20 protein-coding genes and 1 pseudogene are annotated in these 25,573 nt (G+C 63.5%); 19 read left to right on the forward strand and 2 right to left on the reverse strand.

The genetic code is table 11. The annotated features are described in order from the left end of the window. The first annotated feature begins 101 nt into the window (after window positions 1–101). The 3 genes from DEIPR_RS10365 to DEIPR_RS10375 all read left to right on the forward strand — a co-directional run bounded on the left by DEIPR_RS10365 (window position 102) and on the right by DEIPR_RS10375 (window position 2,753). Window positions 102–680, forward strand: coding sequence for a YIP1 family protein (locus DEIPR_RS10365; RefSeq protein WP_148231949.1), 579 nt, complete (start codon window positions 102–104; stop codon window positions 678–680). A gap of 38 nt (window positions 681–718) precedes the next feature. After that, on the forward strand, window positions 719–1,402 hold the full coding sequence (locus DEIPR_RS10370) for a cysteine hydrolase family protein (protein WP_013622907.1): 684 nt from the start codon (window positions 719–721) through the stop codon (window positions 1,400–1,402). Between the two features lie 139 nt (window positions 1,403–1,541). Then, the gene (locus DEIPR_RS10375; RefSeq protein WP_013622908.1) at window positions 1,542–2,753 is read left to right on the forward strand and encodes an aromatic amino acid transport family protein; all 1,212 of its coding nucleotides are present in this window, start codon (window positions 1,542–1,544) and stop codon (window positions 2,751–2,753) included. A gap of 57 nt (window positions 2,754–2,810) precedes the next feature. Here DEIPR_RS10375 and DEIPR_RS10380 read toward each other — a convergent pair whose 3' ends face one another. Continuing rightward, window positions 2,811–3,836, reverse strand: coding sequence for a hypothetical protein (locus tag DEIPR_RS10380; protein ID WP_013622909.1), 1,026 nt, complete (start codon window positions 3,834–3,836; stop codon window positions 2,811–2,813). Window positions 3,837–3,969: 133 nt separating this feature from the next. Here DEIPR_RS10380 and DEIPR_RS10385 point away from each other — a divergent pair, with 133 nt between their 5' ends. Continuing rightward, a complete protein-coding gene (locus tag DEIPR_RS10385) occupies window positions 3,970–5,385 on the forward strand; it encodes an MATE family efflux transporter (RefSeq protein ID WP_013622910.1) in 1,416 nt (471 codons plus the stop codon). Here DEIPR_RS10385 and DEIPR_RS10390 read toward each other — a convergent pair. Further along, window positions 5,377–7,899, reverse strand: a pseudogene (locus DEIPR_RS10390) (heavy metal translocating P-type ATPase). The gene DEIPR_RS10385 and the pseudogene DEIPR_RS10390 sit on opposite strands and share 9 nt — an antisense overlap. Before the next feature lie 94 nt (window positions 7,900–7,993). Between DEIPR_RS10390 and DEIPR_RS10395 the strand changes: the two are divergent. From DEIPR_RS10395 to DEIPR_RS10465, 15 genes are all read left to right on the forward strand, one after another. After that, window positions 7,994–8,236, forward strand: a complete 243-nt coding sequence (locus DEIPR_RS10395; protein WP_013622913.1) for a CopZ family metallochaperone — start codon at window positions 7,994–7,996, stop codon at window positions 8,234–8,236. A gap of 89 nt (window positions 8,237–8,325) precedes the next feature. Next, complete coding sequence (locus tag DEIPR_RS10400) at window positions 8,326–8,589, forward strand: metal-sensitive transcriptional regulator (RefSeq protein WP_013622914.1); 264 nt, start codon at window positions 8,326–8,328, stop codon at window positions 8,587–8,589. 195 nt (window positions 8,590–8,784) lie between these two features. Beyond that, on the forward strand, window positions 8,785–9,378 hold the full coding sequence (gene wrbA / locus DEIPR_RS10405; RefSeq protein ID WP_013622915.1) for an NAD(P)H:quinone oxidoreductase type IV: 594 nt from the start codon (window positions 8,785–8,787) through the stop codon (window positions 9,376–9,378). A gap of 303 nt (window positions 9,379–9,681) precedes the next feature. Continuing rightward, a complete protein-coding gene (locus DEIPR_RS10410; protein ID WP_013622916.1) occupies window positions 9,682–11,901 on the forward strand; it encodes a catalase in 2,220 nt (739 codons plus the stop codon). A 233-nt stretch (window positions 11,902–12,134) separates the two neighbouring features. Further along, window positions 12,135–13,772, forward strand: coding sequence for a tyrosine-protein kinase domain-containing protein (locus DEIPR_RS10415; protein WP_013622917.1), 1,638 nt, complete (start codon window positions 12,135–12,137; stop codon window positions 13,770–13,772). Between the two features lie 27 nt (window positions 13,773–13,799). Further along, window positions 13,800–15,023 (forward strand): O-antigen translocase, encoded by a 1,224-nt coding sequence (locus tag DEIPR_RS10420; RefSeq protein WP_013622918.1) that lies wholly within the window; start codon window positions 13,800–13,802, stop codon window positions 15,021–15,023. Then, the gene (locus DEIPR_RS10425; RefSeq protein ID WP_013622919.1) at window positions 15,020–16,186 is read left to right on the forward strand and encodes a glycosyltransferase family 4 protein; all 1,167 of its coding nucleotides are present in this window, start codon (window positions 15,020–15,022) and stop codon (window positions 16,184–16,186) included. The genes DEIPR_RS10420 and DEIPR_RS10425 overlap by 4 nt, the downstream gene beginning before the upstream one ends. Next, entirely contained in the window at window positions 16,183–17,556 is a 1,374-nt protein-coding gene (locus tag DEIPR_RS10430) for a hypothetical protein (RefSeq protein WP_013622920.1), read from the forward strand. The genes DEIPR_RS10425 and DEIPR_RS10430 overlap by 4 nt, the downstream gene beginning before the upstream one ends. Window positions 17,557–17,637: 81 nt before the next feature. Beyond that, window positions 17,638–18,666 (forward strand): polysaccharide biosynthesis protein, encoded by a 1,029-nt coding sequence (locus DEIPR_RS10435; protein WP_041222956.1) that lies wholly within the window; start codon window positions 17,638–17,640, stop codon window positions 18,664–18,666. Beyond that, window positions 18,663–19,769, forward strand: a complete 1,107-nt coding sequence (locus tag DEIPR_RS10440) for a polysaccharide biosynthesis C-terminal domain-containing protein (protein ID WP_013622922.1) — start codon at window positions 18,663–18,665, stop codon at window positions 19,767–19,769. The genes DEIPR_RS10435 and DEIPR_RS10440 overlap by 4 nt, the downstream gene beginning before the upstream one ends. Next, window positions 19,766–20,920: a non-hydrolyzing UDP-N-acetylglucosamine 2-epimerase gene (gene wecB / locus DEIPR_RS10445; RefSeq protein ID WP_013622923.1), complete on the forward strand. Its 1,155-nt coding sequence runs from the start codon at window positions 19,766–19,768 to the stop codon at window positions 20,918–20,920. The genes DEIPR_RS10440 and wecB overlap by 4 nt, the downstream gene beginning before the upstream one ends. A 3-nt stretch (window positions 20,921–20,923) precedes the next feature. Next, window positions 20,924–22,759 (forward strand): sugar transferase, encoded by a 1,836-nt coding sequence (locus tag DEIPR_RS14760; RefSeq protein ID WP_280985223.1) that lies wholly within the window; start codon window positions 20,924–20,926, stop codon window positions 22,757–22,759. Next, complete coding sequence (locus DEIPR_RS10455; RefSeq protein ID WP_013622925.1) at window positions 22,759–23,538, forward strand: GNAT family N-acetyltransferase; 780 nt, start codon at window positions 22,759–22,761, stop codon at window positions 23,536–23,538. The genes DEIPR_RS14760 and DEIPR_RS10455 overlap by 1 nt, the downstream gene beginning before the upstream one ends. After that, window positions 23,535–24,497: a DegT/DnrJ/EryC1/StrS family aminotransferase gene (locus DEIPR_RS10460; RefSeq protein WP_013622926.1), complete on the forward strand. Its 963-nt coding sequence runs from the start codon at window positions 23,535–23,537 to the stop codon at window positions 24,495–24,497. The genes DEIPR_RS10455 and DEIPR_RS10460 overlap by 4 nt, the downstream gene beginning before the upstream one ends. Beyond that, window positions 24,494–25,564, forward strand: a complete 1,071-nt coding sequence (locus tag DEIPR_RS10465) for a GNAT family N-acetyltransferase (protein WP_013622927.1) — start codon at window positions 24,494–24,496, stop codon at window positions 25,562–25,564. The genes DEIPR_RS10460 and DEIPR_RS10465 overlap by 4 nt, the downstream gene beginning before the upstream one ends. The last annotated feature ends 9 nt before the right edge of the window (window positions 25,565–25,573 follow it).

Raw genomic sequence — 25,573 nt, forward strand, 5'->3', positions numbered from 1 at the left:
CGGGACGCCGTGGGTTGCCGGCCAGCTGGCCAGACTCCTTAAAGCTTGTGCCCGCCCGGTTATCATGCGGTTTTTTCGGCGGGGCCGCTATGCTGGGAGGCATGACCTTGACCGACCACATTCGCCGCTCGGTAGGAGACGAGATGCAGCAGAGCCTCGCTGTGCTGACCCGTCCCAGCGTCCGGACCTTTGAGCTGTTTGAGCGCAAGGGTGGCGTGAACGAAGCGCTGATGTACGTGCTGCTGGCCAGCATCGTCTCGGCGGCCGTGGCAGGGCTGATGGCCTTTATGCCCTGGCACGCCGACATTTCCCCCTGGGTGCAGTTCGTGAACCGGCTGGTGGGCATTCCCATTCAGTTCGCCATCTTTACCGGCGTGGTGTACTGGGTGGGCAAGCAGTTTTTCGGTGGTACTGGCCGCTACGCCGAGGTGGCCTACACCTTCGCGCTGTTCTTCGTACCGCTCAGCCTGCTGAGCAGCGCCCTGGGCTGGATTCCGGTGCTGGGGTTCTTCGTCAGCTTGCTGATTTCGCTGGCCCTCATCTACTACGGGTACCTGGCCGTGCAGTCCTCTATGAATATCCGGCAGGGCGCCAATCCGGCCATTACCCTGTTGGTCGCGGCGCTGGTCACCACGGCGCTGAACTTCCTGGTGTTCGGCAACTGGTGGCAGGGTTTCTAAGAGGTACGTGGCCGGCCTCCGCGCCCTAAACTGCACGCATGACCCAACCTGTACAGCCCCATCTAGATGAAGTGAACCGCTGGCTCGCCAGCCGGCCGGCTCTGGACCTGAGCGGCGAGGACCTGAGCTCGGTGGCCGTAGTGGCGGTGGATATCATCAACGGCTTTGCGCGTGAGGGCGCGCTGGCCAGTCCCCGCGTGGAGGGCATCATCGCGCCCAGCGCAGAACTGATTGCCCAGGGGCTGGCCGCCGGTCTCCCCGCCGCCCATGTGGGACTGATGGCCGATGCCCACCCACAGGACGCTGAAGAGTTCCGTGCATACCCACCCCACTGCGTGCAGGGCACTTCCGAGGCCGAGTGGGTGCCCGAGCTGCTGGCCCTGCCGGCGGCGGGCGAATTTTCGTACTTCTACAAGAATTCCATCGCCAGCCACCACACCCCCGAGCTGGAACACTGGCTGGAGGCGGCAGGCCCGCGCACCGTGATCGTGATTGGCGATGTGACGGACCTATGCCTCTATAGCCTGGGCCTGCACCTGCTGACGCGCTCGCAGCACCGGGGGCTGGGGCAGCGCATCGTGCTGCCGGCCAGCTGCGCCCAGACCTGGGACGCCCCTGACCACCCAGCCGAGCTGTACCACCCGCTGTTCCTGTATCAGCTGGCCCGCACTGGCGCCGAGGTGGTGTCGGGTGTGCGCTGGCCCAAGACCACTGGTCAGTAAATTGCCCGCGCGGCTTCTTTGACCTGGGCAGCAGACAATTGACTTGCCAGGCACAGGTTCTCTAGTGTGGCCTCTCACGCCCGGACCTGCGCAGCCTGGGCGGGGAACACTGAGCGCATGACGAAGGGGCCACACTGCCATGACTGACCATTCCGCACGGACGCCGCAGGCGGGCCGCACCTGGGGCAGCGCCCTGATTATCGCCGGGACCACCATCGGGGCAGGCATGCTGGCCATGCCACTCACTTCGGCGGGCATGGGCTTTGGCCTGACCACGCTGGCCCTGCTGAGCATGTGGGCGCTGTCGGCCTACACGGCACTGCAATTTGCCGAAGTCTACCGCCACCACTCGGCCCGCGAGGGGCTGGCCAGCCTGGCCGGGCATTATTTCGGTCCGGCCGGCAAGTGGACCGTGACCGCGATCTTGCTGCTGTTCATGTACGCGATTTCGGCCGCCTACGTGAATGGCGGCGGCGGCCTGCTGGGCGGGCTTCTGCCCCTGGGAAGCACCGCCAGCAGTGTCCTGTACGCTCTGCTGGTGGCTGCCGCCGTGCTCCTGGGAACCCGCACCGTAGACGGGCTGACGCGGGTGCTCTTTGCGCTCAAGTTGGCAGTCTTCGGCCTGATTCTGGCATTGGTCCTCCCGCGCACAGTGCCCCAGCTGCTGCTGACCGCGCCCCAGCAACCGGCGCTGTACTTCTCGGCCCTGCCCATTTTCTTTACGGCGTTCGGCTTCCACGCGGTGATTCCCAGCGTGACCGAGTACCTGGAAGGCGACCAGCGTGAACTGCGCCGCGCCATCGTGTGGGGCACGGGGCTGCCACTGGCCGTGTATCTGCTGTGGCAGCTCGCCATTCATGGACTGATTCCGCAGGCGGAACTGTTGCAGGTAGGCAGCCTGGACGAGCTGAGTGCTGCTGTGGGTGCGGCGACCGGCAGCGCCGCACTGAGCCAGGGGGTGCGGGCCTTCTCGGCGCTGGCCCTGACCACCTCGGTGCTGGGAGTTGGGTTGGCACTGCTGCACTTGCTGCGCGACGTTTTGGGCACCCGGCTGCCTGCGCGTGGGGCGTGGCTGTGGCTGGGGCTGCTGACCTTCGTGCCGCCTACGCTCCTGGCGACCCTCTATCCGCAGGGGTTCGTGGCGCTGCTGGGTTACGCCGGCTTGCTGGCGGTGCTGTATACAGTGCTGTTGCCAGGGCTCCTGGTCCTGCGTGCCTACCGTGAGCGGCCAGGGCAGGCCCAGCTGCCGGGAGGCCGGGGCGCCGTGTGGCTGTCGCTGGCCACCGGAGCCGCCATCATCCTGATTCCTCTGCTGATGCAGGCCGGTCTGCTGCCCAAGGTGCAGGGGTAAGCCTGCAAACAGGGCCGCCGGGGAACATATCCTGGCGGCCCTGTTCGCCTGGGCTGTTCAGGGAATGACCGGCAGCCTCTCGTACACTTGTTTGGTGGCACCGTTGTCGAAAGTCAGCTTGGCCGTCACGTTGATGGATGTATAGCGCCGCTCCGGACGGACGCGGACATTCAGCGGCAGGTTGAAAATCAGGCGGCTGCCCTCGGCACGGTGCAGAATCGGGCCGCTGCCGCCCGCCTGCCAGACATCGCGGGTGTCCAGCGTCAGTTTGCCGCTGCGGCCACCCTCCACATATTCCAGTTCGTAGGTGAAAGCTGCGCTGACCGGTGCAGCGCCGTTGGGCACTGTGTCAATCACCAGCTGGCAGCGGTGGGTCTGACCGGCCCGCAGCTGCGAACGCACGGCGCCGCTGACCGTGTCAGTGCAGGTGGTGAAATGCCACTGCGTGAATTTGGGAGCCTCACCGCTGCGGGCGCTTGCTGGAGCCGAGGAAGCGGGTGCCCGGCTGGCCGGCGTGGTCGGCGCAGCCGCAGCCCCCCGGCCCTGCTGGCAGCGGTTGACAGCGTTCCAGGCCGCCTTGAAGCCGTCGGCCGGGAAAGTGTAGGTCAGGGTCTGCCGGCCCACGCTGGGGTCGCGGTCCAGCCGAATCACGACCCGTTCGCCCCGGAAGAGGCCAGCAGCCATCTCGCGGGTGATGCCCTCAGGGAAGCCGATGGCCGCAGGGTCCGTATCGCCGTTCAGTGTGGTAGAGGACAGCGAATCACCGTAAATGGTCTGCGGCGGCCGTGAACCAATCCGCACCGTTGCAGTGGGAAGAATCTCTGTTACGGGGTCCAGCAGGGGGTTCTTACTTTTCACCAGGCTCCAGAGGCCGGGGTAAGGGCCGCTGGAGCACTTGAAACCCAGGGCTGTCGAGCCATAGGTGTCGTTGACCTCGTCCACGATGACCAGGCTGGTGTTCACATCGGTAATGGGATCGCTGGACACCGAGTAGTAGGTCCAGGTGCCGGGCACCCGGTCCAGAGCGGAGGCCGTAGGAGTCAGGCTCAGGGCGAGGGCCAGCAGCAGAGCAGTCTTTTTCATGGTTTTTCTCCTGGGGGAAGAGGAATGTCGCTCTCAGCCTAGGCTCATCTTCCCGGGCCGGCAAGCGAATTTGCGCCGCCTGGAGATGACTTGGGGCCGCTCTGCTGAGGCAAATGGTTTAGACTGCCCGCCGATGTCGCTGCCTGAAGGTCCACCTGTCTCCCCAAGTGCTGACCCCGTATCAGGGCCGGCCGAACATACCGGCGCCGAGCTGCGTGCCCTGGCTCGCCTCGCCGGGCCGGTGGTGCTCTCACAGTTCGCAGCCAATGCGCTCGCGCTGGTCAGCACAGCGGTGATTGGGCGGCTAGGACAGGGTGAACTGGCAGCGGCCGCTTACGGCAGTGCCATTTATTACCTGTTTTTCGTGGCGCTGAGCGGAATGATGCTGGCGGTGGCTCCCCGCGCTGCTGCGGCCCACGGTGCCGGCGATCACCAGGGCGTGACCCGCGCCCTGCATGCCGGCTTCCGGCTGGCGCTGCTGCTGGCCGGCGTCATGCTGCCATTTACCTATCTGCTGTCCACGCAACTGCACCGCTTTGCCCCGCCCGAACTGGACACCGGGTTGGTGGCCAGCTATCTGCGCCTGTATGCCCTGGGAATGCCGGCTGTCCTGCTGTTCACAGCGCTGCGCGGCGCGATGGAAGCCACCGGGCGCCCGGGCGTGGTCACGCTGATCGCGGCGCTGGGGGTCGCCACCGTATCGCTGGCATCGCCGGCGCTGGCCTTTGGCTGGGGACCGCTGCCGGCGCTGGGACTGTCCGGTGCGGCGGCAGCTTCGGCCCTGGCCGCCTGGGTCATGTTCCTGACTTTGCTGCCGCAGGTGCTGCGCCGGGTGGAACCCCTCATGCCCGGTACACCGATGCGGGCGGAGGTCCGCAGCCTCTTCTCGCTGGGCTGGCCCATCGGTCTGACCCTGGGAGCCGAGGCAGGCATGTTCAGCGTCACCTCGCTGCTGATGGGCAATTTCGGCAATCAGGCCCTGGCAGCGCACAATGTGGCCTTTCAGATTATTACGGCCCTGTTCATGATTCCCCTGGGCCTCTCAACGGCTGCCAGTATCCGGGTGGCCCAGGCAGCCGGCGCGGGTCGGCTGCGGCTGGCGCGCCGGGCCGGGCTGCTGGGCATCGCACTGGCAGCGGGAGTCATGCTGCTGTTTGCTGTGCTCGAAACATTGATGCCCCAGCGGTTCATCGGCGTGTTCGTGAATACCAGTGACCCGGCCAACACTGCTTTGATAGCCACCACAGTCAGTCTGCTGGCGATTGCGGCGCTGTTTCAGGTGGTAGACGGCGTGCAGGTGAGCGCCAACGCGTCGCTGCGTGGCCTGCAGGACACCCGTGTGCCGCTGCTGCTGTCTCTCGCCAGCTTCTGGGGTTTGGGAATGCCGGTGGGTTACCTGCTGGCTTTCGTGCTGGACCTGGGGCCGCGTGGCCTGTGGTACGGGCTACTGGTGGGGCTACTGGCCGCAGCAATTTTGCAGCTGACCCGCTTCCTGCGCCTGACTGCCCGGATGAAACGTGGGGCGAAAGCCGGCCAACTTTCAAGTTGAAAGTCTCGCCGCTGCCTGGGAGGGCGCTGAGACTTCCGCACGCTCCAGCGGCGGCCTGAATCCCCGCAGTCGCAGCGCATTGCTCATCACGAACACGCTGCTCAGGCCCATTGCGGCCGCTGCCAGCACGGGTGAAAGACCCAGCCCCCAGCGGCTCAGCACCCCGGCAGCCACCGGAATCAACAGCACGTTGTAGGCGAAAGCCCAGAACAGGTTCAGGCGAATGTTGCGCAGGGTGGCGGCGCTCAGCGCGGCAGCGTTGGGCACACCGCGCAGGTCCCCCGACATCAGCAGCACGTCGGCCGTTTGGGCAGCCACATCGGTGCCGGTGCCCAGGGCCACGCCCACGTCGGCGCGGGCCAGCGCCGGAGCGTCGTTGATGCCGTCGCCCACCATCGCCACTTTCAGGCCCTGGGCCTGCAGGTCTTCTACTGCGGCCGCCTTGTCTGCAGGCAGCACCTCGGCGCGCACCTCCCGGTCCGGGTCCAGGCCCACCTGCGCAGCGATGGCGCGGGCCGTGGCCTGACTGTCGCCAGTCACCATCATGACCCGGTAGCCCTGGCGGTGCAGTTCGGCTACGGCTTCACGGCTGCCCGGTTTGAGGGGGTCACTCACGCCCAGCAGTGCAGCCGGCTGACCGTCCACCGCCACGAAGACCGGAGTGGCCGCCTGCTGGCCCAGCTCGGCCAGGGCCGCTCCCCAGGATGAGGTGTCCAGCCCCAGCCGTGCCATATACTGCTCGGCACCCAGCTGCACGCGGTGCCCGCCCACCTGTGCGGTAAGCCCGTAGCCCGCTTCGGTCACCAAGCCCGTGGCCGCAGTCAGGGCGAGTTCCCTCTCCTGCGCCGCCGTCAACAGGGCGTGGGCGATAGGGTGGTCGCTGCCCGCTTCAGCGCTGGCGGCCAGGGCCAGCACCTCGCTCTCTGTCCAGGCTGCGGTGGGGGAGAGGTGCAGTGCGGTCAGCGTGGGGCGGCCTGCAGTGAGCGTGCCGGTCTTGTCGAGGGCCACCACATCTACCCGGTGCAGTTGCTCCAGCGCCCGGCCTCCACCGAACAGCACGCCCAGTTCGGCGGCCTTGCCGCTGCCCACCATCACGCTGACCGGAGTGGCCAGGCCCATCGCGCAGGGACAGGCGATAATCAGCACGGCCACGGTGTGAATCAGTGCCTGTGGCAGCGCCGCTTCTCCGCCCCATATCAGCCAGGCGGCGAAGGTGAGGGCCGCAATGACCAGCACCACCGGCACGAAGGCGGCCACCACCCGGTCGGCCAGCCCCTGAATCGGCGGTTTTTCGCTCTGCGCCTGCTCCACCAGGGCGATGATTTGTGCCAGTGCTGAGGCCGCGCCCACCCGGGTGGCCTCCACCGTCAGCAGGCCGGAGCCGTTCAGGGTGCCGCCGGTCACCTCGTCGCCGGGACCTTTGGCGACCGGCACGCTCTCGCCGGTGAGCATGCTTTCGTCCAGATATGACTCTCCCTGCACGATGACGCCGTCTACCGGCACCTTCTCGCCAGTACGGATCTGCACCCGCTGACCACGGCGCACGCTCTCGGCCGGCACCCGCTGCACCGCGTCTCCTTCCAGAAGCCAGGCTTCGGGGGGGCGCAGTTGCAGCAGCGCCCGCATGGCCCCGCTGGAGCGGCTCTTGGCCAGGCTTTCCAGGTATTTGCCCAGCAGCACCAGCGTGATAACCACGCCGCTGGCCTCGAAATACACGTGCCGGGCAGCAGGCGGCAGCAGGCCGGGCGCCAGGGTGACCAGCGCCGAGTACGCAAAGGCCGCCGTGGTGCCTATCATGACCAGGGTGTTCATGTCAGGACTGCCATGGCGCAGCGCTCCCCAGCCGGCGCGGTAAAAGCGTCGCCCCACCCAGAACTGCACCGGCACCGCCAGTGCCAGCATCAGCCAGTTCAGCGTGCCTTCGCCCACTGTACTCAGCAGCCAGTGGTGCAGCGGCGGGTATAGCATCGGCCCCATGCTCAGCAGAAACAGCGGCACGGCGAAGGCTGCGCTTCGGCCCAGGTCACGCCTCAGCCCAGCGCTGGCCCGTTCCTGCGGGTCCGCTGCTGGGCCAGCGCTGGCCCCGGCCATGCTTGGTCGCTCCGTCCCGTAGCCGGCAGCTTCCACGGCGGCGTACAGGTCCTCGGCGCTCGACACGCCAGGCAGATAGCGCACGCTGGCCCGCTCAGTGGCCAGGTTCACACTGGCGTCCAGCACGCCGGGTGCCTTTTTCAGGGCGCGTTCTACCCGGCCCACACACGCGGCGCAGGTCATCCCGGTGACCCCGAAGTCGGCTGCGGCAGTCTCCACGCTATAGCCTGCCTGCTGTACCGCCTAGACCAGCTGCTCAGGGGCGACCGCTGCCGGGTCATAGTGGACATTGGCTGCCTCGGTGGCCAGGTTGACCTGGGCTTCTTCTACACCCGGCACTTTCTGTAGGGCCCGCTCCACCCGGCCCACACACGCGGCGCAGGTCATGCCCTCTACCGGAAGTCGCAGTTCCTTCGCTGTCATGCTTTTTAGCCTACCCCCCTGGGGAGGGTAGAGAATTAAAGCTGTCTTCATCCATCTCTTTCCGTGCCCCACTGCGTAGAGCTATGCTGACTCCATGACCCAAATCCAGAACAATCAGATGATGACCGAGCTGAACATTGAGGGCATGAGCTGCGGCCACTGCGTCGCGGCGGTGGAAAAGGCGCTACGCGGGGTACCGGGGGTAGAGCTGGTCACGGTCAGCCTGGAAGAGGGCAGGGCGGCGGTCCAGGGCAATGCTGAGCAGGCGGCCATGATTGCGGCTGTGGCAGAAGAAGGCTATGTCGCCACTCCCGCCGGCATGGCGCGTCACAGCTGAAGGTGTCTGGAGAAAAAGGGGCTGGGGCTGCGGCTGGGGAAAAGCGGGCTGGGGACGCTCCCCCTCACTGCACGGCCGGACCGCTCTGTATGCCGCAAGCCGAGCGGCTGGCCGCCCGCCGCCGCCTCAGTGTGGCGCAGGGACATCTGCAGAGCATCGTGAAGATGCTCGACGACCCGGAGGTGTACTGCATGGACGTGCTACGGCAAATCAAGGCAGTGCAGGGTGCTCTGGACGGTGCCGGTAGCGTCGTTCTGCGCGGCCACCTGCACGCCCATGTGGCAACTGCCAGTGAACGCGGCGACAGTGCCGAAATCGTCGAGGAGCTGATGCAGGCGCTGAAATACCGTTAGGTGGCGCTCAGGTGGTGGGGCCATAGGCGGCAAGCTGTTCCTATGGCCCTGCTGTGGCCAGTTGCGGTTTGGCTTCATTTTATAAACCGCTTTACCTCTTGAATCCCTGCTGAAGATGTGGCATGCTGGGCCAGTCTCAAATAGGTGTGATAACACCTGCTTCCCATTTGCCTCTATTCACCAAGGAGTTCACCGATGGCCCCCAAAATCCTGATTGCCTACTACACCACCTACGGCACCAACTACGCGATGGCCAAAGAAGCCCAGGCAGCCGCCGAAGCGAAGGGAGCCGAAGTGCGCCTGCGCAAGTTCCCCGAAACGGCTCCCCAGAGTGTGATTGATGGTCAGGCCGCCTGGAAAGCCATGCAGGACCAGACGGCCGACGTGCCGGAAGTGTCGCATGACGACATGCGCTGGGCCGAGGGCTATCTGCTCAGCGTGCCGACCCGCTACGGCAACGTGCCCAGTCAGGCGCAGGCCTTTATCGACACCCTTGGGGGTCTGTGGGCCGAGGGCGCGCTGGCCAACAAGACCTTCAGCGCCATGACCTCAGCGGCCAACAATCACGGCGGTCAGGAAATGACCCTGCAAGGCCTCTACGTGATGGCTGCCCACTGGGGTGACGTGATCGTGCCTCCCGGCTTCACCTCCGATGTCGTCTCCAAAGCTGGAGGCAACCCTTACGGTGCAAGCGTGACGGCGGGCGGTGACCTGTCTGAAGAGAAGAAAGCGGCCATCCGCCACCAGGCTGAGCGGTTGGTGGAGTTCACAGAGCGGCTGACCCGCTGATACGGCTGACTGCGGAACCGCCGGCCCTTTACACTGACTGTCAGTGTGAGCACTGAAGCGGCTCTCATACGGTCGGAAGCACCGGGTGAGCGCACGACGTAGTGGCAGCTGCTTTTCCCCTTCCATTTCCGAGTGAAATGGGAGGGCTTTTGCGGGCAGCACAAAACCGCTAAGCGCCTTTACTTTTCTATCACCCTCCAGCTGGCCCCCCGGTTAGGGTAAGGCAAGAGGCGCAGTTGCTTGCGTGTCCCTTTCCCACGTTCTGTGCTGCTTCTCAGCCGCTGTTCTCTGGAGGAACCCATCATGCCCAAGTCAGAAACCAGCCAGCCTGCCGCCTCCGTGCGGCATGACCCTTCCGACCCTATCCATAATCAGGACAAGGCCCACACCAACGCCAAATCCGACGACCTGGCCCGTGATACGGCCCCCCGCAGCGAACAGGACCGCCTGACCGACAACTTCGGCCATGCCATCAGCGACGACCTGAACTCGCTCAAGGCCGGCGTGCGTGGCCCCACCCTGCTGGAAGACTACCTGCTGCGCGAGAAGATTCACCACTTCGACCACGAGCGTATTCCCGAGCGTATCGTGCACGCACGCGGTTCGGCGGCACACGGCTACTTCGAACTGACCGAGTCGCTGGAGCAGTACACCACCGCCCGGGTGCTGACCGAAGTGGGCAAGCAGACCCCGGTGTTTACCCGCTTCTCCACCGTGGCCGGTTTCCGTGGTTCGGCGGACACCCCCCGCGACGTGCGCGGCTTCTCGGTGCGGTTCTACACCGACGAAGGCAACTGGGACATTGTGGGCAACAACATCCCGGTGTTCTTTATTCAGGACGCCATCAAGTTCCCGGACCTGGTGCACGCCGTCAAGCCCGAGCCGCACCATGAAATGCCGCAGGCCGCCAGCGCCCACGACACCTTCTGGGATTTCATCAGCCTGACGCCCGAGTCCATGCACATGATCATGTGGCAGATGTCGGACCGCACCCTGCCCCGCTACTTCGACACCATGGAGGGCTTCGGCGTCCACACCTTCCGCCTGATTAACGCCCAGGGCCAGAGCACCTTCGTAAAGTACCACTGGAAGCCGGTCAACGGCGTGCACTCGCTGGTCTGGGACGAGTCGCAGAAGATTATGGGCAAGGACCCCGATTTCCAGCGCCGCGCCATGTGGGAAACCATTGACCAGGGCGGCACGCTGGAATGGGACCTGGCCGTGCAGCTGTTTACTCAGGAAGAGGCCGACGGCTGGGACTTCGACATTCTGGACGCCACCAAGATCATTCCCGAAGAGCTGGTGCCGCTCAAGGTCATCGGCCGGATGGTGCTGAACCGCAACCCCGACAACTTCTTCGCCGAGACCGAGCAGGTCGGCTACAAGCCCACCAACCTGGTGCAGGGCATGGATTTCACCAACGACCCGCTGATGCAGGGCCGGCTGTTCTCCTACCTGGACACCCAGCTGATCCGCTTGGGCGGGCCGAACTGGCAGCACCTGCCTATCAACCGCCCGCTGAACCCGGTCGCCAACAACCAGCGCGACGGCTTCATGCGCCACGTCATCAACCCGGGCCGCGTGTCGTACCACCCTGCTTCGCTGGACGGCGGCTCCCCGCAGGAAGTGCCCCGCGATCAGGGCGGCTTCGTGAGCTACCCCGAGCCCATCAGTGGCGAGAAGCTGCGCAAGCGGGCCGAGAGCTTCGGTGACCACTACGGTCAGGCGCGCCTGTTCTGGAACTCGCTGGAGCCCATTGAGCGTGAACACCTGTGCAAGGCGCTGCAGTTCGAGCTGAGCAAGGTGGAAACCCGCCACGTGCGTGTGGCGATGCTGGATCATCTGGAACAGATTCATCCGCTGCTGGCCTCGCAGGTGGCTGTGGCCCTGGGCGAAGCTCCCCGCGCGGACGAGGTGGTCAAGCCTGGCGGAACCGCGGACTGTGCCGAGGAGATGCAGCTGCTGGCCAAGGCCGAAGCGGCTCCTACGGCCTCGGGCGGCCTGAGCAAGTCCAAGGGACTGAGTATGGAAGCCCAGCCGCCGAAGGGTATCCGTAACCGCATGGTGGCGATTCTGGCCGCCGACGGAGTGGACGGTGCTCAGGTGGACGCCATCAAGCAGGCACTGGAAGCCGAGGATGCCAAGGGCGAGGTCCTGGGACAGCACCTGGGTATGCTGGACGGCGGCGCCGAAGCCAAAAAGACCATCAGCAACTCCCATATGGTGTTGTTCGACGCTGTTATCGTGCCGGGCGGTGCCCAGAGCGTCGCCGCGCTGCTGGAAGACGGCGACGCCCATGCCTACCTGCTGGAAGCTTACAAGCACGGCAAGCCCATCGCCGCTTACGGCGAAGGTCAGCAGCTTCTGCAGGGTTCCGACCTGGCCGCGCTGGTGGGTGACCTCAGCGGCATGAAAGCCCTGGGAATTCTCAGCGCCGACGCTCCCGATATGGCCGAATTTGTGCAGACGCTGGCCCAACACCGTTTCTGGGGCCGGCCTAAATTGAAGCGCCTGAGCAACTGAGCCTCAAGCCATTTTCCTGATTGCGCCTTACTGTGGACGGATTCCCAGCGAATTCGTCCACAGTTTTTTTCTGCCAGCGGGCCGTCCTTTGCCGGGCACCGGGATCCGACATCAAGGCTGGTCAGCTGCGCCTGTCTCGTCAGAAAAGGGGGCTATGTCAGAATGTTTTCGTATGATGTGGAGCAGCAATCCTCATCTCACGATGTAGGTCTTGAAAGGTAAACAGGTAACTTGTGACTCAATCTCATGAACAGGAACTAGACCTCACGACCCTATGGCACCGTCTGAAACGTGCACTTCCTTGGATTCTTGCCCTTAGCCTCGCGCTGGCAGGCCTGACCTATTTCTGGTCGCGCTCCAAGCCGGCCGTGTACGAGGCGCAGGCCTCCTTGCTGGTGACTGGCGGGTCGGCTCAGGCGGCGGACAGCGTGTTGGGAGAGGCTTTGGTCAAAGCACCTCCTTTGCCCGAAGGTGCCGTAGCCCAGGCCCTGCAAAGTACCTCGGTCATGGGACCACTGACGGCCAGGATTGCCCAGAATGCTGCTATCCCTGAGCCGGAGCAGCAGAGGCTGATCGAGAACCTGCAGACCGAATTGGCTGAGCGCAGCATGGAGACGGTGCGGCTCACTTCAAGGCTCGACCTTTACGGGAACGGCATCTATACCGTAGCGGGCCGTGCCAATACCCCCGAAGCGGCGCGGACCCTGGCGAATTTGGCTGCCCAGTCGCTGCTGGAATGGGACAAGGACCGCGCTCTGGCCAGTGTTCGGCAGGCTCAGCAGGGCTTTGAGGCGCAGCTGAGTCAGGTAGAAGCTGAACTGAAAGCTGCACGGGCCGGAAGTCCGGAAAGGTCGCTGCTGGCGTCCCGGCAGACTGCCTTGCAGCAGAGCCTGACCCAGGTCGGTATCTTGGAGCAGTCGATTTCAGGAGTGTTGCAGCCGCTCTCGGAAGCCATTACTCCGCTGTCCCCCGTGGAGCCCCAACCCGTAAGGAATGCTGCGTTGGCAGGTATCGCCGGTCTGCTGCTGGGCCTGGGGTTCGCCACACTGATGGCCGTGGCGGACCGCAAGGTGCGCAGTGAGGACGACCTGCTCGACCTGGGCCTGCCTACCCTGGCCAGCCTGCCCAAATTGCGCCAGCGTGACGTCATGATGCGGGGTATGGTACGGGCCGCCAGGCAAGCCGGGCTGTACGAAGCCATTGGCTTCCTGCGCGTGAACCTGCTTTCCGCGCTGCAAGGTGTCGAGCGCCCGGTGATTATGGTGACCAGCTCCGCGCCCGGTGAAGGCAAATCCAGTGTCACGGCAACGCTTGCGGACGCACTGGCTGGTACCGGCAAAAAGGTCTTGATTATAGATGCTGACCTGCGCCGCGGCACCCAGGTCCAGGTCTGGCAGAAGTACCTCAACGGGTCTGTTCCCACCTGGACTTCGATGATAGGAGAAAACGGCGCGCAGGATACGCCCAGTGCGCTGCGGGACCCCTACAACGTTCAGGTGCTGGCCACCGAGGACAATGTTCACCTGTTGCCAGCCGGTCAGGGCATGCAGGACAGCCTGGGGGCCCTGAACGCTGCACAGCTGTCCGAGGCCATTGGGCTGTGGCGCTCGCGGTACGACCTGATTCTGATTGACAGTGCTCCGCTGCTTGCCCTGGCGGACGGCCTGGTGCTCGGTAAGGTGGCCGACGGTGTGGTGCTGGTGACGGAATCCGGACAGACTGACTTGCGGGCCATCCGGAATTCCGTTCGCCGGGCCGAGCGCGCTGGGCTGAACCTGCTGGGCTTCGTCATCAACAAGCAGAGCCAAAGTGCGGAGAGCAGCTACTCCTACTCCTACTCCTACAGTCCCAAGAGCCGAGCGGAAGGATAAAATCCGCTTTTTGCGGACCAGACCCAAGTGCTGAACTTACTGAGACATCCGTTCGTTGCCCTGATTTCGGCCAACTTCTTTAAGATTGCAGGTGTCCTGCTGATCAATAAGGTGGCAGCTACTGTGCTGTCACCGGATGATTTCGGTGTGTTCGGGCAGTTCGTCGCCGTGTCTGCCATCGTCAACATGCTGTCTTCGGCTGGACTGAACAACGCGGTGATTCGCGACGTTTCGGCCGCAGATGAGCAGGAGCGCGAGCAGACTGGTCTGGAATACTTCTGGACCGCCCTGCTGTTTTCCGTGCTGGCCGGGGCAGTCTTTCTGGGGCTCTATCCGTTCTTTGGCCATTCCTGGCTGGGCACAGAACGGCTGACCCTGCCGGTCATGTTGCTGGCCCTGAGCATCCCCGCCTTCTCCTTTTACACCTTCGCGTTGTCCTACCTGAGCGGCAGCGGGCAGCAGCGGCGCAACGCCACCTTGCAGGTTTACGGCGTGCTGGCCGGTGTGGCGGCGTTCGGAGCCTGCGTGACTTTTCTGCCGGGCCTGGTTGGCCTCAGCCTGGGCTATCTGCTGTTCTTGCTGGGACCCGCTGCCGTCATGTTTGTGGCGCGGCCGTTGCCGCTGCGCTGGCAAAGGTTGACCTGGGACTCCCTCCGGCGCAAGCTGGGCGACTCGGCTGCCATGTTCTCGGCCATCTTGTTTTTGCCGGCCGTGCTGGTCCTGGCCCGCAGTCGGCTGGCAGCCGGTGCAGGTTGGGACACGGTCGCCATGTGGCAGGTGTTGTCCCGGCTGTCCGATGTCTACATGCAGATTTTCGCCATCTATTTCACGCACTTTTTTATGCAGCGGCTACACGCAGTAGATGACGAACGGCCTTTGCTAAAGCAAGCAGCGCTATTGAACCTGGGAGCCATGGCCGGGGTGGGGCTGCTGTTTTATCTTTTTTATGACCTGGCCGTACAGCTATTGTTTACGGTGGATTACCTATGGGGCCGTGAATTCGTGCCCTGGCAGGTGGGGGTAGACAGCCTCAAAGTGCTGACTATGGTCTTGATGTACACCTTCATTGCTCACCGGCGGTTCAAATCGTATATCGCGATGGAACTCGGGCAGGCGGCGTTGCTGCTGCTGCTGATCACCCAGACCCCGCTGGGAAATTCGCTAGAAGGATTGTACCAAGCTCTATTTCTCAGCGCTGCGTTGGGTCTGGCCATAGCGGCAGGGCTGCATTTCAAAGGGAGAACACAATGAACATTGCAATGGTGGTTGCCAAATACGACGAAACCGGGTCGTCGCCCTACCTCACCAACGAGCTGGCCGACGCCCTGACTGTGCGGGGGCACCATGTCACCGTGCTGTACGTGGACTGGGAGGCTGAAGCCGAGCCGAAGGTGAAGTACCGGGAGGGGCAGACCTTACATGTGGACCGTACCATGCCCAGAGGTAAGGGCCTGGTCGCAATGGCCCGCAAGTGGTCCCTGGCGCCGCTGAAGTACCTCTCGTTCGGGCAGGCGCTGAGTAAACGGTACGACCTGGCCATCTACTATTCGCCGCTGTTCGTCGCCTATCCACTGATTGCCCTGAACCGCTTGAAAGCCCGGCGCAAGCTGGCCGTGTACTGGGACTTTTTCCCGTATCACCAAGTTGAGCTGGGCATGATTCCGCGTGGCCCTATCGAGAAGGGGTTGCATGCCGCCGAGCTGCACCTGCTGCGGCAGATGGACGTGATTGGGCTGATGTCGCCGAAGAACCGCGAGTCGTTCAGGCGAGTATTCGGCTGGAAAGATGATTCGCGGCTGCGGCTGCTGCCTATCTGGGGTGGCAGCGAACGGCTTCCCTTACGCGAACCCGACGCTCAGAAATACTGCGTGTTCGGCGGCCAGCTGGCACCAGGGCGCAACATCGAAGCCCTGGTGCGGGCGGCCGAGTTCCTGCCCGCCGACATCGAGTTACGAATCTATGGACGTGGGCCACTGCAACCGGCGCTGGAAGCTTTAATTCGTGAGCGTGGACTGAAGAACGTCCGGCTGATGGGTCAGGTGAGCCGTGAGCAGTATCAGCGTGAAATTGCCGGGGCCTGGCTGGGCCTGATCATCACCGACCCGAACGCGAAGACCGATTCTTTCCCGTCCAAGGTGATCGACTATTTCCGGGTGGCGCTGCCGGTGCTGGCCATCACCGAGGAGGGTTCCGATTTCGGCAGCTTCGTGCAGGAGACGGCGCAGGGTGGGCGCAAGCTGCACAGCGACGACCCGCAGCAGATTGCCGCGGCCATTGCTGAGATGGTAGCCACCCCGCAGCGGAGCGAGTGGGGCCGCAGCGGACACGCCTACTACTACGCCCACATGACGGCGGACCGGATTGCCGAACAGGTCGAGGAAATGGCACAGGCAGGCCTGGAGAGCGCGCAGTGACGCAGCTGCGCCGCACGCCCGTCCGGCTCCCTAGCGATTCTGCCGGTTCGCCGCGCTTGCCGTCCCGCGCAGCGGACACTGCGGGCCAGCGTAATCTGGGCAAACTGTACCTGCCTTATCTGGTATTTGCCCTGTTCAATGTGGGCACCTATCTGGCGTTCCTGTACGGTCCTTTTGCCTGGCCTATCCGCAACGCCGGGCTGATGTCCGGCCTGCTCACGGCGTTCTTCGTGTTCTATACCGCCGGGTACGTCTTTGGCGCTCAGCGCCAGGTGGGCCGGCCGGGCCGCGAGGTGACGGACTGGGTTGTGCGCCACCTGGGCGTCCTCCTGCTCGTAGGTGTCCTGGTTTTCGCGGCCTCCATCTACGTCTACACTGGCGAGTTCTTCTGGAATACAGCCCGAATTTTTGGGGACCAGCAAGAAAACTACTACGACACCCTGCGTTACGGCGAAACGTCCAGCAGCCTGCTGAACGCACCATTTGTCCTGCTCAAAATTGTCCTGCAGCCCCTGATTACCCTGGGTCTGATTTACGCCACCATGAACTTCCGGCGGCTGAAGCCCTGGGAAAAGGGTGCGCTGCTCGCGGTGTACCTGTTCTGGGTGCTGTTTTCGGTGTTCCGGGGAACCGACAAGGAAATCTTCGACATCGCCGTGATTTTCCTGACTGCGACGGCCGTGAACTACTACCGCTCGCTGACCGGCCGGGTCAGCCTGGCGCAGTTGGCCCGCAGCCTGCTGTTCGTCACTCTTGCCGTGGTGACGCTGGTGGGTTTTTTGAGCGTGTTCTCGCAGCGCAAGCTGACCCGGACCGGGGGCCAGACCAACATTTGCGTGATAGAAGCCGGAGTCTGTGCACGCGGAACCGACACGCCGCTGGGCTACGTTTACGGCCTGACTGTCGCTTACGCCACACACGGCTATTACGGCATGAGCCTGGCCCTGCAGGAGCCGTTCAATACCACCTTTCCTTTTGGCAATGCCCCCGCCCTCAAACCGCTCTCGGACGCCGTAATGGGCGAAGAGTATCTGGAGCACAGTTACCCCAACAAGATTGACCGCCGTGGCTGGGACAACGGCGTGCGCTGGTCGACCGCCTACACGTCCTGGGCCAGCGATATCAGCTTCTGGTTGGTCCCGTTCGTGATGTTCCTGGTGGGTCTGGTCACGGCGCTGTCCTGGAAGGACGCTGTGCTAAACGAATCCCTGCTCGCCACGGCCGTATTCAGCTTCATGACCACCATGTCGCTGTTTCTGTCGGCCAACAACCAGGTCGGTATTGCCCTGGATTCCCTGAGCGCCTTTATCGTCATTACCCTGGTCTGGCTGGTGACCCGTACCTACCGGCTGCGTCTGCGGGGACATTAATTTCCCCGTGCGTGACGATGCGTTGTAAAGAGTGGGATATGTTGAAATTGGAGGAAATGACCCGTGACTAATCTACAGGATATGGCTGGCAAGACGGTTCTGATTACCGGCGGCACCGGCTCTTTCGGCAATGAACTGCTGCAGCTCATCAAAGACAGCGATGTTAAGGAAATCCGCGTATTCAGCCGTGACGAGCTGAAGCAGGAGCACATGCGGGTCCGCATGAAGAACCCCAAGGTGAAGTTCTACATCGGGGATATTCGTGACCGCGCTTCAGTGGACCAGGCAATGGCCGGTGTAGACCTGGCGTTTCATGCGGCGGCGCTCAAGCAGGTGCCCAGCTGCGAGTTCTTTCCCATGCAGGCTGTGCTGACCAATGTGGTGGGGTCACACAACGTCATCGAGTCGGCCATCGACCATGGCGTGGGGTCACTGGTGTGCCTGAGTACCGACAAGGCCGTGCAGCCGGTGAACGCCATGGGCATGACCAAGGGGCTGATGGAAAAAGTAGCCACCGCCGCCGCTCGCCGCCTGGTGGGGACCGAGGGAGCGACCACCATTTCCAGCGTGCGCTACGGCAACGTGATGTATTCGCGCGGCTCGGTGATTCCGCTGTTTATCGAGCAAATCAAGGCGGGCAAGCCCCTGACCGTCACCGACCCCAACATGACCCGCTTCCTGCTCTCGCTGCGCAGCGCCATTGACCTGGTGCTGTTCGCCTTCGAGCACGCGCAACAGGGGGACATTTTCGTGCGTAAGGCTCCCGCCAGCACGGTGGCCGACCTGGCCCAGGCGCTGGTCAACCTGTTTGAGGCCGATGTGCCGATTGAAGTGATCGGAACCCGGCATGCCGAGAAGCTGTTCGAGGTGCTGGCTTCCTCTGGCGAGATTGCCCAGAGTGAGGACATGGGCGACTACCTGCGGGTCCGCATGGACGTGCGCGACCTGAACTACGCCAAGTACTTCAGCGAAGGGAACCGCGAGGAAATTTTCCTGGAGGACTACCACTCGCACAACACCGAGCGCCTGAACGTCAAGCAGGTGGAAGAACTGCTGCTGACGCTGCCCGCTGTGCAAGCTGAACTGGCCGCCTGGAGAGCCAAGCGATGAAAGTGGTGGTGACCGGCGCTCATGGGATGCTGGGCACCCATCTGCGGGCTTACCTACGGGCTTTTGAGGAGGTGGAAGTCGTTCCTGTGGGCCGCGAAGAGTTCGCTGGTTCCGCGCGGCTGGCTGAAAGCGTGCGTAACGCAGACGTGGTCTTCCACTTGGCCGGCATGAACCGTGGCGACGAGCAGGAAGTGGCCCGCACCAACGTAGCCCTGACGGAGCAGCTGGTGGCCGCCCTGGAAGAGGCGGAGAGCCGGGCGCATGTGCTGTTTTCGTCCTCCACCCACATCGAGCGCGACACGCCCTACGGTCAGTCCAAGCGCCGCGCTGCCGAGGTGCTGGAAGCTTGGGCGCAGGCCAGCGGCGGCAAGTTCACCAACGTGGTGCTGCCCGGTGTGTTTGGCGAAGGTGGCAAGCCCTTTTACAACTCGGTGGTCGCGACCTTCTGCCATCAGCTGGCTGCCGGCGAGGAACCCAGCGTGGACAGTGACGCTCCTATCGAGCAGATTCACGCGCAGGAAGCCTCGCGGCGGATGTGGCGGATGGTGCAAGAAGGCCAGACCGGCACTGTGAGGGTAGAGGGCACGCAGCTGACGGTGCGCGGTCTGCTGGAGACGCTGCAGGAAATGCGCCGCACCTACGCAGAACACATCATCCCTGACATCAGCGACCCGTTCCGGCGCGACCTGTTCAACATGTACCGTTCGTACCTGTACCCACAGCACTACCCGGTGGCCCTCAAGCTGCACACCGACCTGCGCGGCAGCCTGTTTGAAGCCATCAAGAGCCCCAGCGGTGGGCAGACCTTCATGTCCACCACCCACCCCGGCATCACCCGTGGCAACCACTTTCACACCCGCAAGGTGGAACGTTTCCTGGTGTCGGGCGGCGAGGCGGAAATTCGGCTGCGGCACATCTTCGGTGACGAGGTACAGGTCTTCCGCGTGTCGGGCGACCAGCCGTCCTATGTGGATATTCCCACGCTGCATACCCACAACATCACCAACGTGGGTGACAGTACCCTGCTGACCATGTTCTGGACCAACGAACTGTTCGACCCGGCCAACCCCGACCAGGTTATGGAAATGGTGGAACCTCAATGAGCGAAACGAATCCTGTCAAGAAGCTGAAAGTCATGAGTGTGGTGGGTACCCGTCCGGAAATCATCCGGCTGTCGCGGGTGCTGGCGCGGCTTGACCAGTACACCGATCACGTCATCGTTCACACCGGTCAGAACTACGACTACGAGCTGAACGAAATTTTCTTCCGTGACCTGGGCGTCAAGAAGCCCGACCACTTTCTGAATGCTGCCGTCGGCACCGCTGCCGAGACCATCGGCAACATTCTGATCAAGGTGGACGCGGTGATGGCCGAGGAGCAGCCCGACGCCGTCCTGATTCTGGGCGACACCAACTCGTGCCTGTCGGCTATTCCGGCCAAGCGGCGCAAGATTCCTATCTTCCATATGGAGGCCGGGAACCGCTGCTTCGACCAGCGGGTGCCGGAGGAAACCAACCGCCGTATCGTGGACCACACCGCCGATATCAACCTCACCTACAGCGATATTGCCCGCGAGTATCTGCTGCGCGAGGGCATGTCGCCCGACCGCGTCATCAAGACCGGCAGCCCGATGTTCGAGGTGCTTAACCACTACCTGCCGCAAATTGAGGCCTCGGATGTGCTGGAGCGCCTGAACCTGAAGGCAGGCGAGTATTTCCTTGTGAGCGCCCACCGCGAGGAAAACATCGACTATGACCGCAACCTCGCGGGACTGGTCGAGTCGCTCAACACGATTGCTCAGAAGTACGACCAGCGCGTGATTGTCTCGACCCACCCGCGCACCCAAAAGCGCATTGATGAAAAAGGCGTGCAGTTCGACCCCCGCGTGGAACTGATGAAGCCGCTGGGCTTCCACGACTACAACCACCTGCAAATGCACGCCCGCGCCGTGCTGTCCGACTCGGGCACCATCACCGAGGAATCGAGCATCCTGAATTTCCCCGCGCTGAACATCCGCGAGGCCCACGAGCGCCCCGAGGGGATGGAGGAGGCCAGCGTAATGATGGTGGGCCTCAGCCCCGAGCGCATCATGCAGGCCCTCGCCATTCTGGAAGACCAGCCACGCGGCGAGGAGCGTCTGCTGCGCCGGGTGGCCGATTACTCCATGCCCAACGTGTCGGACAAGGTGGTACGCATCATTCACAGCTACACCGACTACGTGAACCGCGTGGTGTGGCGTAAGGACGTAAAATAAGCCGTGCGTATCCTGATGATTTCGCAGTGGTTCGACCCCGAACCGACCTTCAAGGGGCTGCTGTTTGCCCGCGAATTGCAGCGGCTCGGCCATGAGGTAGAGGTGCTGACGGGGTTTCCCAACTACCCCGGCGGCAAGGTGTACCCCGGCTACCGCATTCGCCCCTTTCAGCGCGAAATCATCGGCGGTGTGCCGGTGCTGCGGGTGCCGCTGTACCCCAGCCACGACGGCTCCGGCGTCAAGCGGGCGGCCAATTATCTGTCGTATGCGGTGTCGGCGGCGGTAGGTGCCCTGCTGATGCGGCGGCCTGATGTCGCCTATGTGTACCACCCGCCTGCGACGGTGGCGCTGCCTGCGGCGGTATTGCAAGCGCTCAAAGGCGTGCCATTCGTCTACGACATACAGGACCTCTGGCCCGATACCCTCGCGGCGACCGGCATGATGGAAAATGCCGCCGTGCTGAACGGGGTAGGCCGTGTGATGGACAACGTCTACCGCCGCGCTTCGCGCATCGCGGTGCTGTCTCCTGGCTTCAAGTCGCTGCTGACTGAGCGGGGCGTGCCCGAGCAGAAAATCAGCGTGATTCCCAACTGGACCAACGAGGACAAGACCGACCTGACCCCGCCTGCGCCCGAGCGTGCGCGTGAGTTGGGCTTTGAAGGGAAATTCAATGTAGTTTTCGCGGGCAATATGGGCAAGGCTCAGGCGCTGGATGTGGTGCTGGACGCTGCCGACGAGTTGCAGGGCGAAGCTGCCCGTTTCGTGATGATTGGCGGCGGGGTGGATGAGGAACGTCTCAAGGGGCAGGCCAAAGAGCGCGGACTGACCAACGTGGATTTCCTGCCGCGCCGCCCACCCAGCGAAATCGGGGAAATTCTGGCGCTGGCCGACGCCCTGCTGATTCACCTCAAGGACGACCCGCTGTTTGCCATCACCATTCCTGGCAAGACGCAGGCTAACCTGCGGGCGGGCAAACCCCTGCTGATGGGCGTGCGCGGTGACGCGGCGGCGATGGTGGAGGAGGCTCAGGCAGGGTTGACCTTTACGCCGCAAGACGCTGGGGCGTTGGCCGCCGCAGTACGCGAGCTGATGAGCCTGACTCCGCAGCAGCGGCAGCAAATGGGCAAGAACGGTGCCCGTTACTACGAGGAGCATCTGGCCCTGCGTGTCGGTGCGGCGCGCTTTGCCGAGTTGCTGGAGGCAGCCGCACAGGGCAATACCTCTTACGAACCCGTCAAACGGGCGGTGGACCTTGTCGCTTCAGCCGTCGGTCTGGCACTGCTGGGCGTACCGATGCTCGCTCTGTCGGCGCTGGTGCGTTCGCGCCTGGGCAGTCCGGTGCTGTTCACACAGACCCGTCCTGGCCGCTACGGCGACCCGTTTACCATGTACAAGTTCCGCACCATGACCGATGAGCGCGGGCCGGACGGTGAGTTGCTCCCTGACAGCGTGCGCCTGACGCCGTTCGGCAGCTTCCTGCGCTCGACCAGTCTGGATGAACTGCCCGAGCTGTTCAACGTGCTGCGCGGCGATATGAGCTTGGTTGGTCCCCGCCCGCTGCTGATGCGCTACACGCCCTATTTCACCGAGGCAGAGCGGCAGCGCTTGAATGTCCGCCCTGGCATCACCGGCTGGGCGCAGGTCAATGGCCGCAACACCGCGTCTTGGGACGAGCGCCTGGCGATGGACGTCTGGTATGTGCAGAACAGGAATTTGCTTCTGGACCTCAAGGTTCTGTTGATGACTTTGCAAAAGGTGGTGAAGCGGAGTGGCGTGGTGGTCGATGCAGAGTCCATCATGCAAAATCTGGACGATGAACGCCGGGGCAGGCTGGCCTGATGACAGACATTGTGATTGGCCCGCTGCACCCTGCCCAGGTGCCCGCCGCTCAGCGTCTGCTGACGGAGAGCTTTGACGAGCGGCTTCAGCCCTACATGACGGCGACTCAGGCCGGAGCCGAAGCGTTTTTGCTGGCCTACGTCAGCACGCCGCAGCTTCATCCTGAGCGGCAGTATCTCGGGGCCACGCTGGGGGACGAGTTGGTGGGGTACGCCGAGTTCCGCCAAACGGAGCCGCAGGTGGGCTTTCTTTCCTACATCTGTGTGTCGCCGCTGGCCCGTGGGCAAGGGGTGGCTTCGCGACTGATTCGGCACTATCTGGCAATCACGCCTGGCCTGAAGAGTATGGCGCTGGACGTCTTTGCCGACAATGTTCCGGCCCTGACCCTGTACCGCAAGCTGGGCTTTCAGGAGCAAGCGGTCACCCTGTGGTGGCGGCGGCCTTTGCCGGAGCCTGCGCCCACGCCCGTGCAGATGCTGAACTGGCCCGCAGCGCTGGCAATGTATCAGCGGTATGGCTTTTGCGAGTACCAAATCCGTTTTGAAGGCGAGAAATACGTGCTGGGCCGGATGGGTGAGACGGTACTACGCTGCACTCAGGCGGCAGATTTCGCCAACGAGCGGCTGTTGGCAGCGCTGCGGGCGGCTTTCCCCGCGTTGCAGCAAGCCCTGCTGATAGCGCCGGAGGATGCTGCACCCCATGCCGACGCTGAGGCCTTCAACCGCTCCCTGCGGCTGCACTGGACCCTTCCCGAGTCTCAGGAGGACCCTAACCTATGACCCAAACCATTACCAAAACGGCCACCGACCCTGCCACCCAACGGCTGCCAACGCTGTTCTACCGCTCGGCCCGTGAGGGGATGCAGGACTTTTTGAATCAGCCCTCTGTCCTACCGGACCCGGCGGCAGGAGTCCTGCTCCCCGCATTTATCGGCTGGTCGCCCCGCGAGGGCAGTGGTGTCTTTGACCCGGTCCGCAATCTGGCCGTGCGGGCGGGCTTCTATGACCTCAATCCTGACCTGACCGTGGATTTGGCGAAGCTGGAAGCTGAACTGCAAAAGGGCTACCGCGTGCTGGTGCTAATTCATTACTATGGCCGCACCGAATCCAAGTTGCGTGAAGTGCGCGAATTGGCTGACCGCTACGGCGCACTCTTGGTGGAAGACCTGGCCCACGGCTTTTATTCCGCGCTGCTGGGCGGTGTGGCGGGCAGCCTCGGGGATATCAACCTCTACTCGCTGCACAAGATGTTCCCCACGCCCGACGCGCAGGGGGGCATGATTGCCTACCGCAACCAGTCACTGCTGGACGGTCAGCAGGAAACCGCTCCTGAGTTGGCCCGCTTCATCCTGAATTATGACTGGGCCGCCATCGGTGCCGCCCGCCGCCGCAATGCTGGGCAAATTCTCGATGCCCTGCGCGAACTGCCTGAATGTGGGCAAGATTTCGAGTTGCTGTGGCCTGAAATTGCCGCTGGCGACGTGCCGCAGACGCTGCCCATCCGCATCCTGCGTGGCAACCGCGACCACATCTATCACGCGATGAACGAAGACGGCTACGGTATGGTCAGCCTCTACCACACCTTGATTGAGCCGGTGCGCGGGGACTTTGCCGAGATGGTCGCACTCTCCAAGTCGGTCATCAACTTCCCGGTTCACCAGGACCTTGACCCCGTGCATATCCCCGACATGCTGGCCTCCTTCCAAAAGGCACTGCACGCCTCGAAAGAGCAAGCATGAAAATCCTGACGATGCAGGAGCGAACCGAGTGGCTGGCTGCCTGGGAGCGCACCGGGCGCGAGCCGTTCGCGCACCCCGCGTATGTCTCCCTGTTTGCCAAGGAGGGTGACCAGCCCATCGCGCTGCTGTGGGAAGAGGGAGGCACGGTGCTGCTGCCGCTGGTGCTGCGGCCCCTGCCTGCTGAGCTGGCCGGCGGAGCCGAGTGGCGCGACGCGGTGTCGCCCTACGGCTACGGCGGCCCGTTTGGAGAGACGGCAGACTGGGCTGGCTTTTACGCGGCCTTACTGGAATGGATGAACCGCGAGAAAGTGCTGACCGCCTTCCTGCGGGCCTCGCTGGAGCAGCGCCCACCTGAGCTGTCGCAGACGGGCTACGAAGCCTTGCACCTCAGTGACAACGTGGTGGTGGATGTGCGCCGTCCTGAAGAGGAGCAGTGGAAGCACTTTGAGCACAAGGTCCGCAAAAACGTGAACAAGGCCCGCCGCGCCGAGCTGCGGGTAGAGATTCAGCCGGATTTCCGCCATCTGGATGCCTTCCTTGACATCTACCACGGCACCATGCAGCGGCGGGACGCGGGCGAGTGGTACTACTTCGAGCGGCCCTTTTTTCAGACCTTCGAGGACGAAATGCCGGGCAGCTTCGTGCTGGCCGAGGTGTTTGACGAGGCAGGCCAGATGGTCTCCACCGAGCTGGTGCTGCAAAGTGACCGCTTCCTGTACTCGTTTCTGGGGGGTACCCGGCAGGAAGCGTTTGCCCACGCGCCCAACGACCTGCTGAAATTTGCCGTGATTGAATATGGGCGCGAGCAGGGCAAGGAAGGCTACGTGCTGGGCGGCGGCTACACTCCTGGTGACGGCATTTTCCGCTACAAGAAAGCCTTCGACTCAGACGGGGTGCAGCCTTTTTTTGGCGTGCGCCTGCTGGCTGATGCAGAGCAGTACGCGGCGCTCGCTATGGCCCGCGCTCAGGCGGTGGGGGAGTTGCAGCCGCAGTTTTTCCCCGCTTACCGTGCACCGGCAACCGCCGCAGAAGCGCAAGAGTCAGAAGTGCAAGAGACCGAGCAGTAACTCTGCTTT

The organism is Deinococcus proteolyticus MRP (assembly GCF_000190555.1).
Lineage (GTDB): Bacteria > Deinococcota > Deinococci > Deinococcales > Deinococcaceae > Deinococcus > Deinococcus proteolyticus.

Coding starts and splice junctions, on each gene's coding strand:
- DEIPR_RS10365 (WP_148231949.1), top strand. CDS start 102: ATGACCTTGACCGACCACATTCGCCGCTCGGTAGGAGACGAGATGCAG.
- DEIPR_RS10370 (WP_013622907.1), top strand. CDS start 719: ATGACCCAACCTGTACAGCCCCATCTAGATGAAGTGAACCGCTGGCTC.
- DEIPR_RS10375 (WP_013622908.1), top strand. CDS start 1,542: ATGACTGACCATTCCGCACGGACGCCGCAGGCGGGCCGCACCTGGGGC.
- DEIPR_RS10380 (WP_013622909.1), bottom strand. CDS start 3,836: ATGAAAAAGACTGCTCTGCTGCTGGCCCTCGCCCTGAGCCTGACTCCT.
- DEIPR_RS10385 (WP_013622910.1), top strand. CDS start 3,970: ATGTCGCTGCCTGAAGGTCCACCTGTCTCCCCAAGTGCTGACCCCGTA.
- DEIPR_RS10395 (WP_013622913.1), top strand. CDS start 7,994: ATGACCCAAATCCAGAACAATCAGATGATGACCGAGCTGAACATTGAG.
- DEIPR_RS10400 (WP_013622914.1), top strand. CDS start 8,326: ATGCCGCAAGCCGAGCGGCTGGCCGCCCGCCGCCGCCTCAGTGTGGCG.
- wrbA (WP_013622915.1), top strand. CDS start 8,785: ATGGCCCCCAAAATCCTGATTGCCTACTACACCACCTACGGCACCAAC.
- DEIPR_RS10410 (WP_013622916.1), top strand. CDS start 9,682: ATGCCCAAGTCAGAAACCAGCCAGCCTGCCGCCTCCGTGCGGCATGAC.
- DEIPR_RS10425 (WP_013622919.1), top strand. CDS start 15,020: ATGAACATTGCAATGGTGGTTGCCAAATACGACGAAACCGGGTCGTCG.
- DEIPR_RS10435 (WP_041222956.1), top strand. CDS start 17,638: ATGGCTGGCAAGACGGTTCTGATTACCGGCGGCACCGGCTCTTTCGGC.
- DEIPR_RS10440 (WP_013622922.1), top strand. CDS start 18,663: ATGAAAGTGGTGGTGACCGGCGCTCATGGGATGCTGGGCACCCATCTG.
- wecB (WP_013622923.1), top strand. CDS start 19,766: ATGAGCGAAACGAATCCTGTCAAGAAGCTGAAAGTCATGAGTGTGGTG.
- DEIPR_RS10455 (WP_013622925.1), top strand. CDS start 22,759: ATGACAGACATTGTGATTGGCCCGCTGCACCCTGCCCAGGTGCCCGCC.
- DEIPR_RS10460 (WP_013622926.1), top strand. CDS start 23,535: ATGACCCAAACCATTACCAAAACGGCCACCGACCCTGCCACCCAACGG.
- DEIPR_RS10465 (WP_013622927.1), top strand. CDS start 24,494: ATGAAAATCCTGACGATGCAGGAGCGAACCGAGTGGCTGGCTGCCTGG.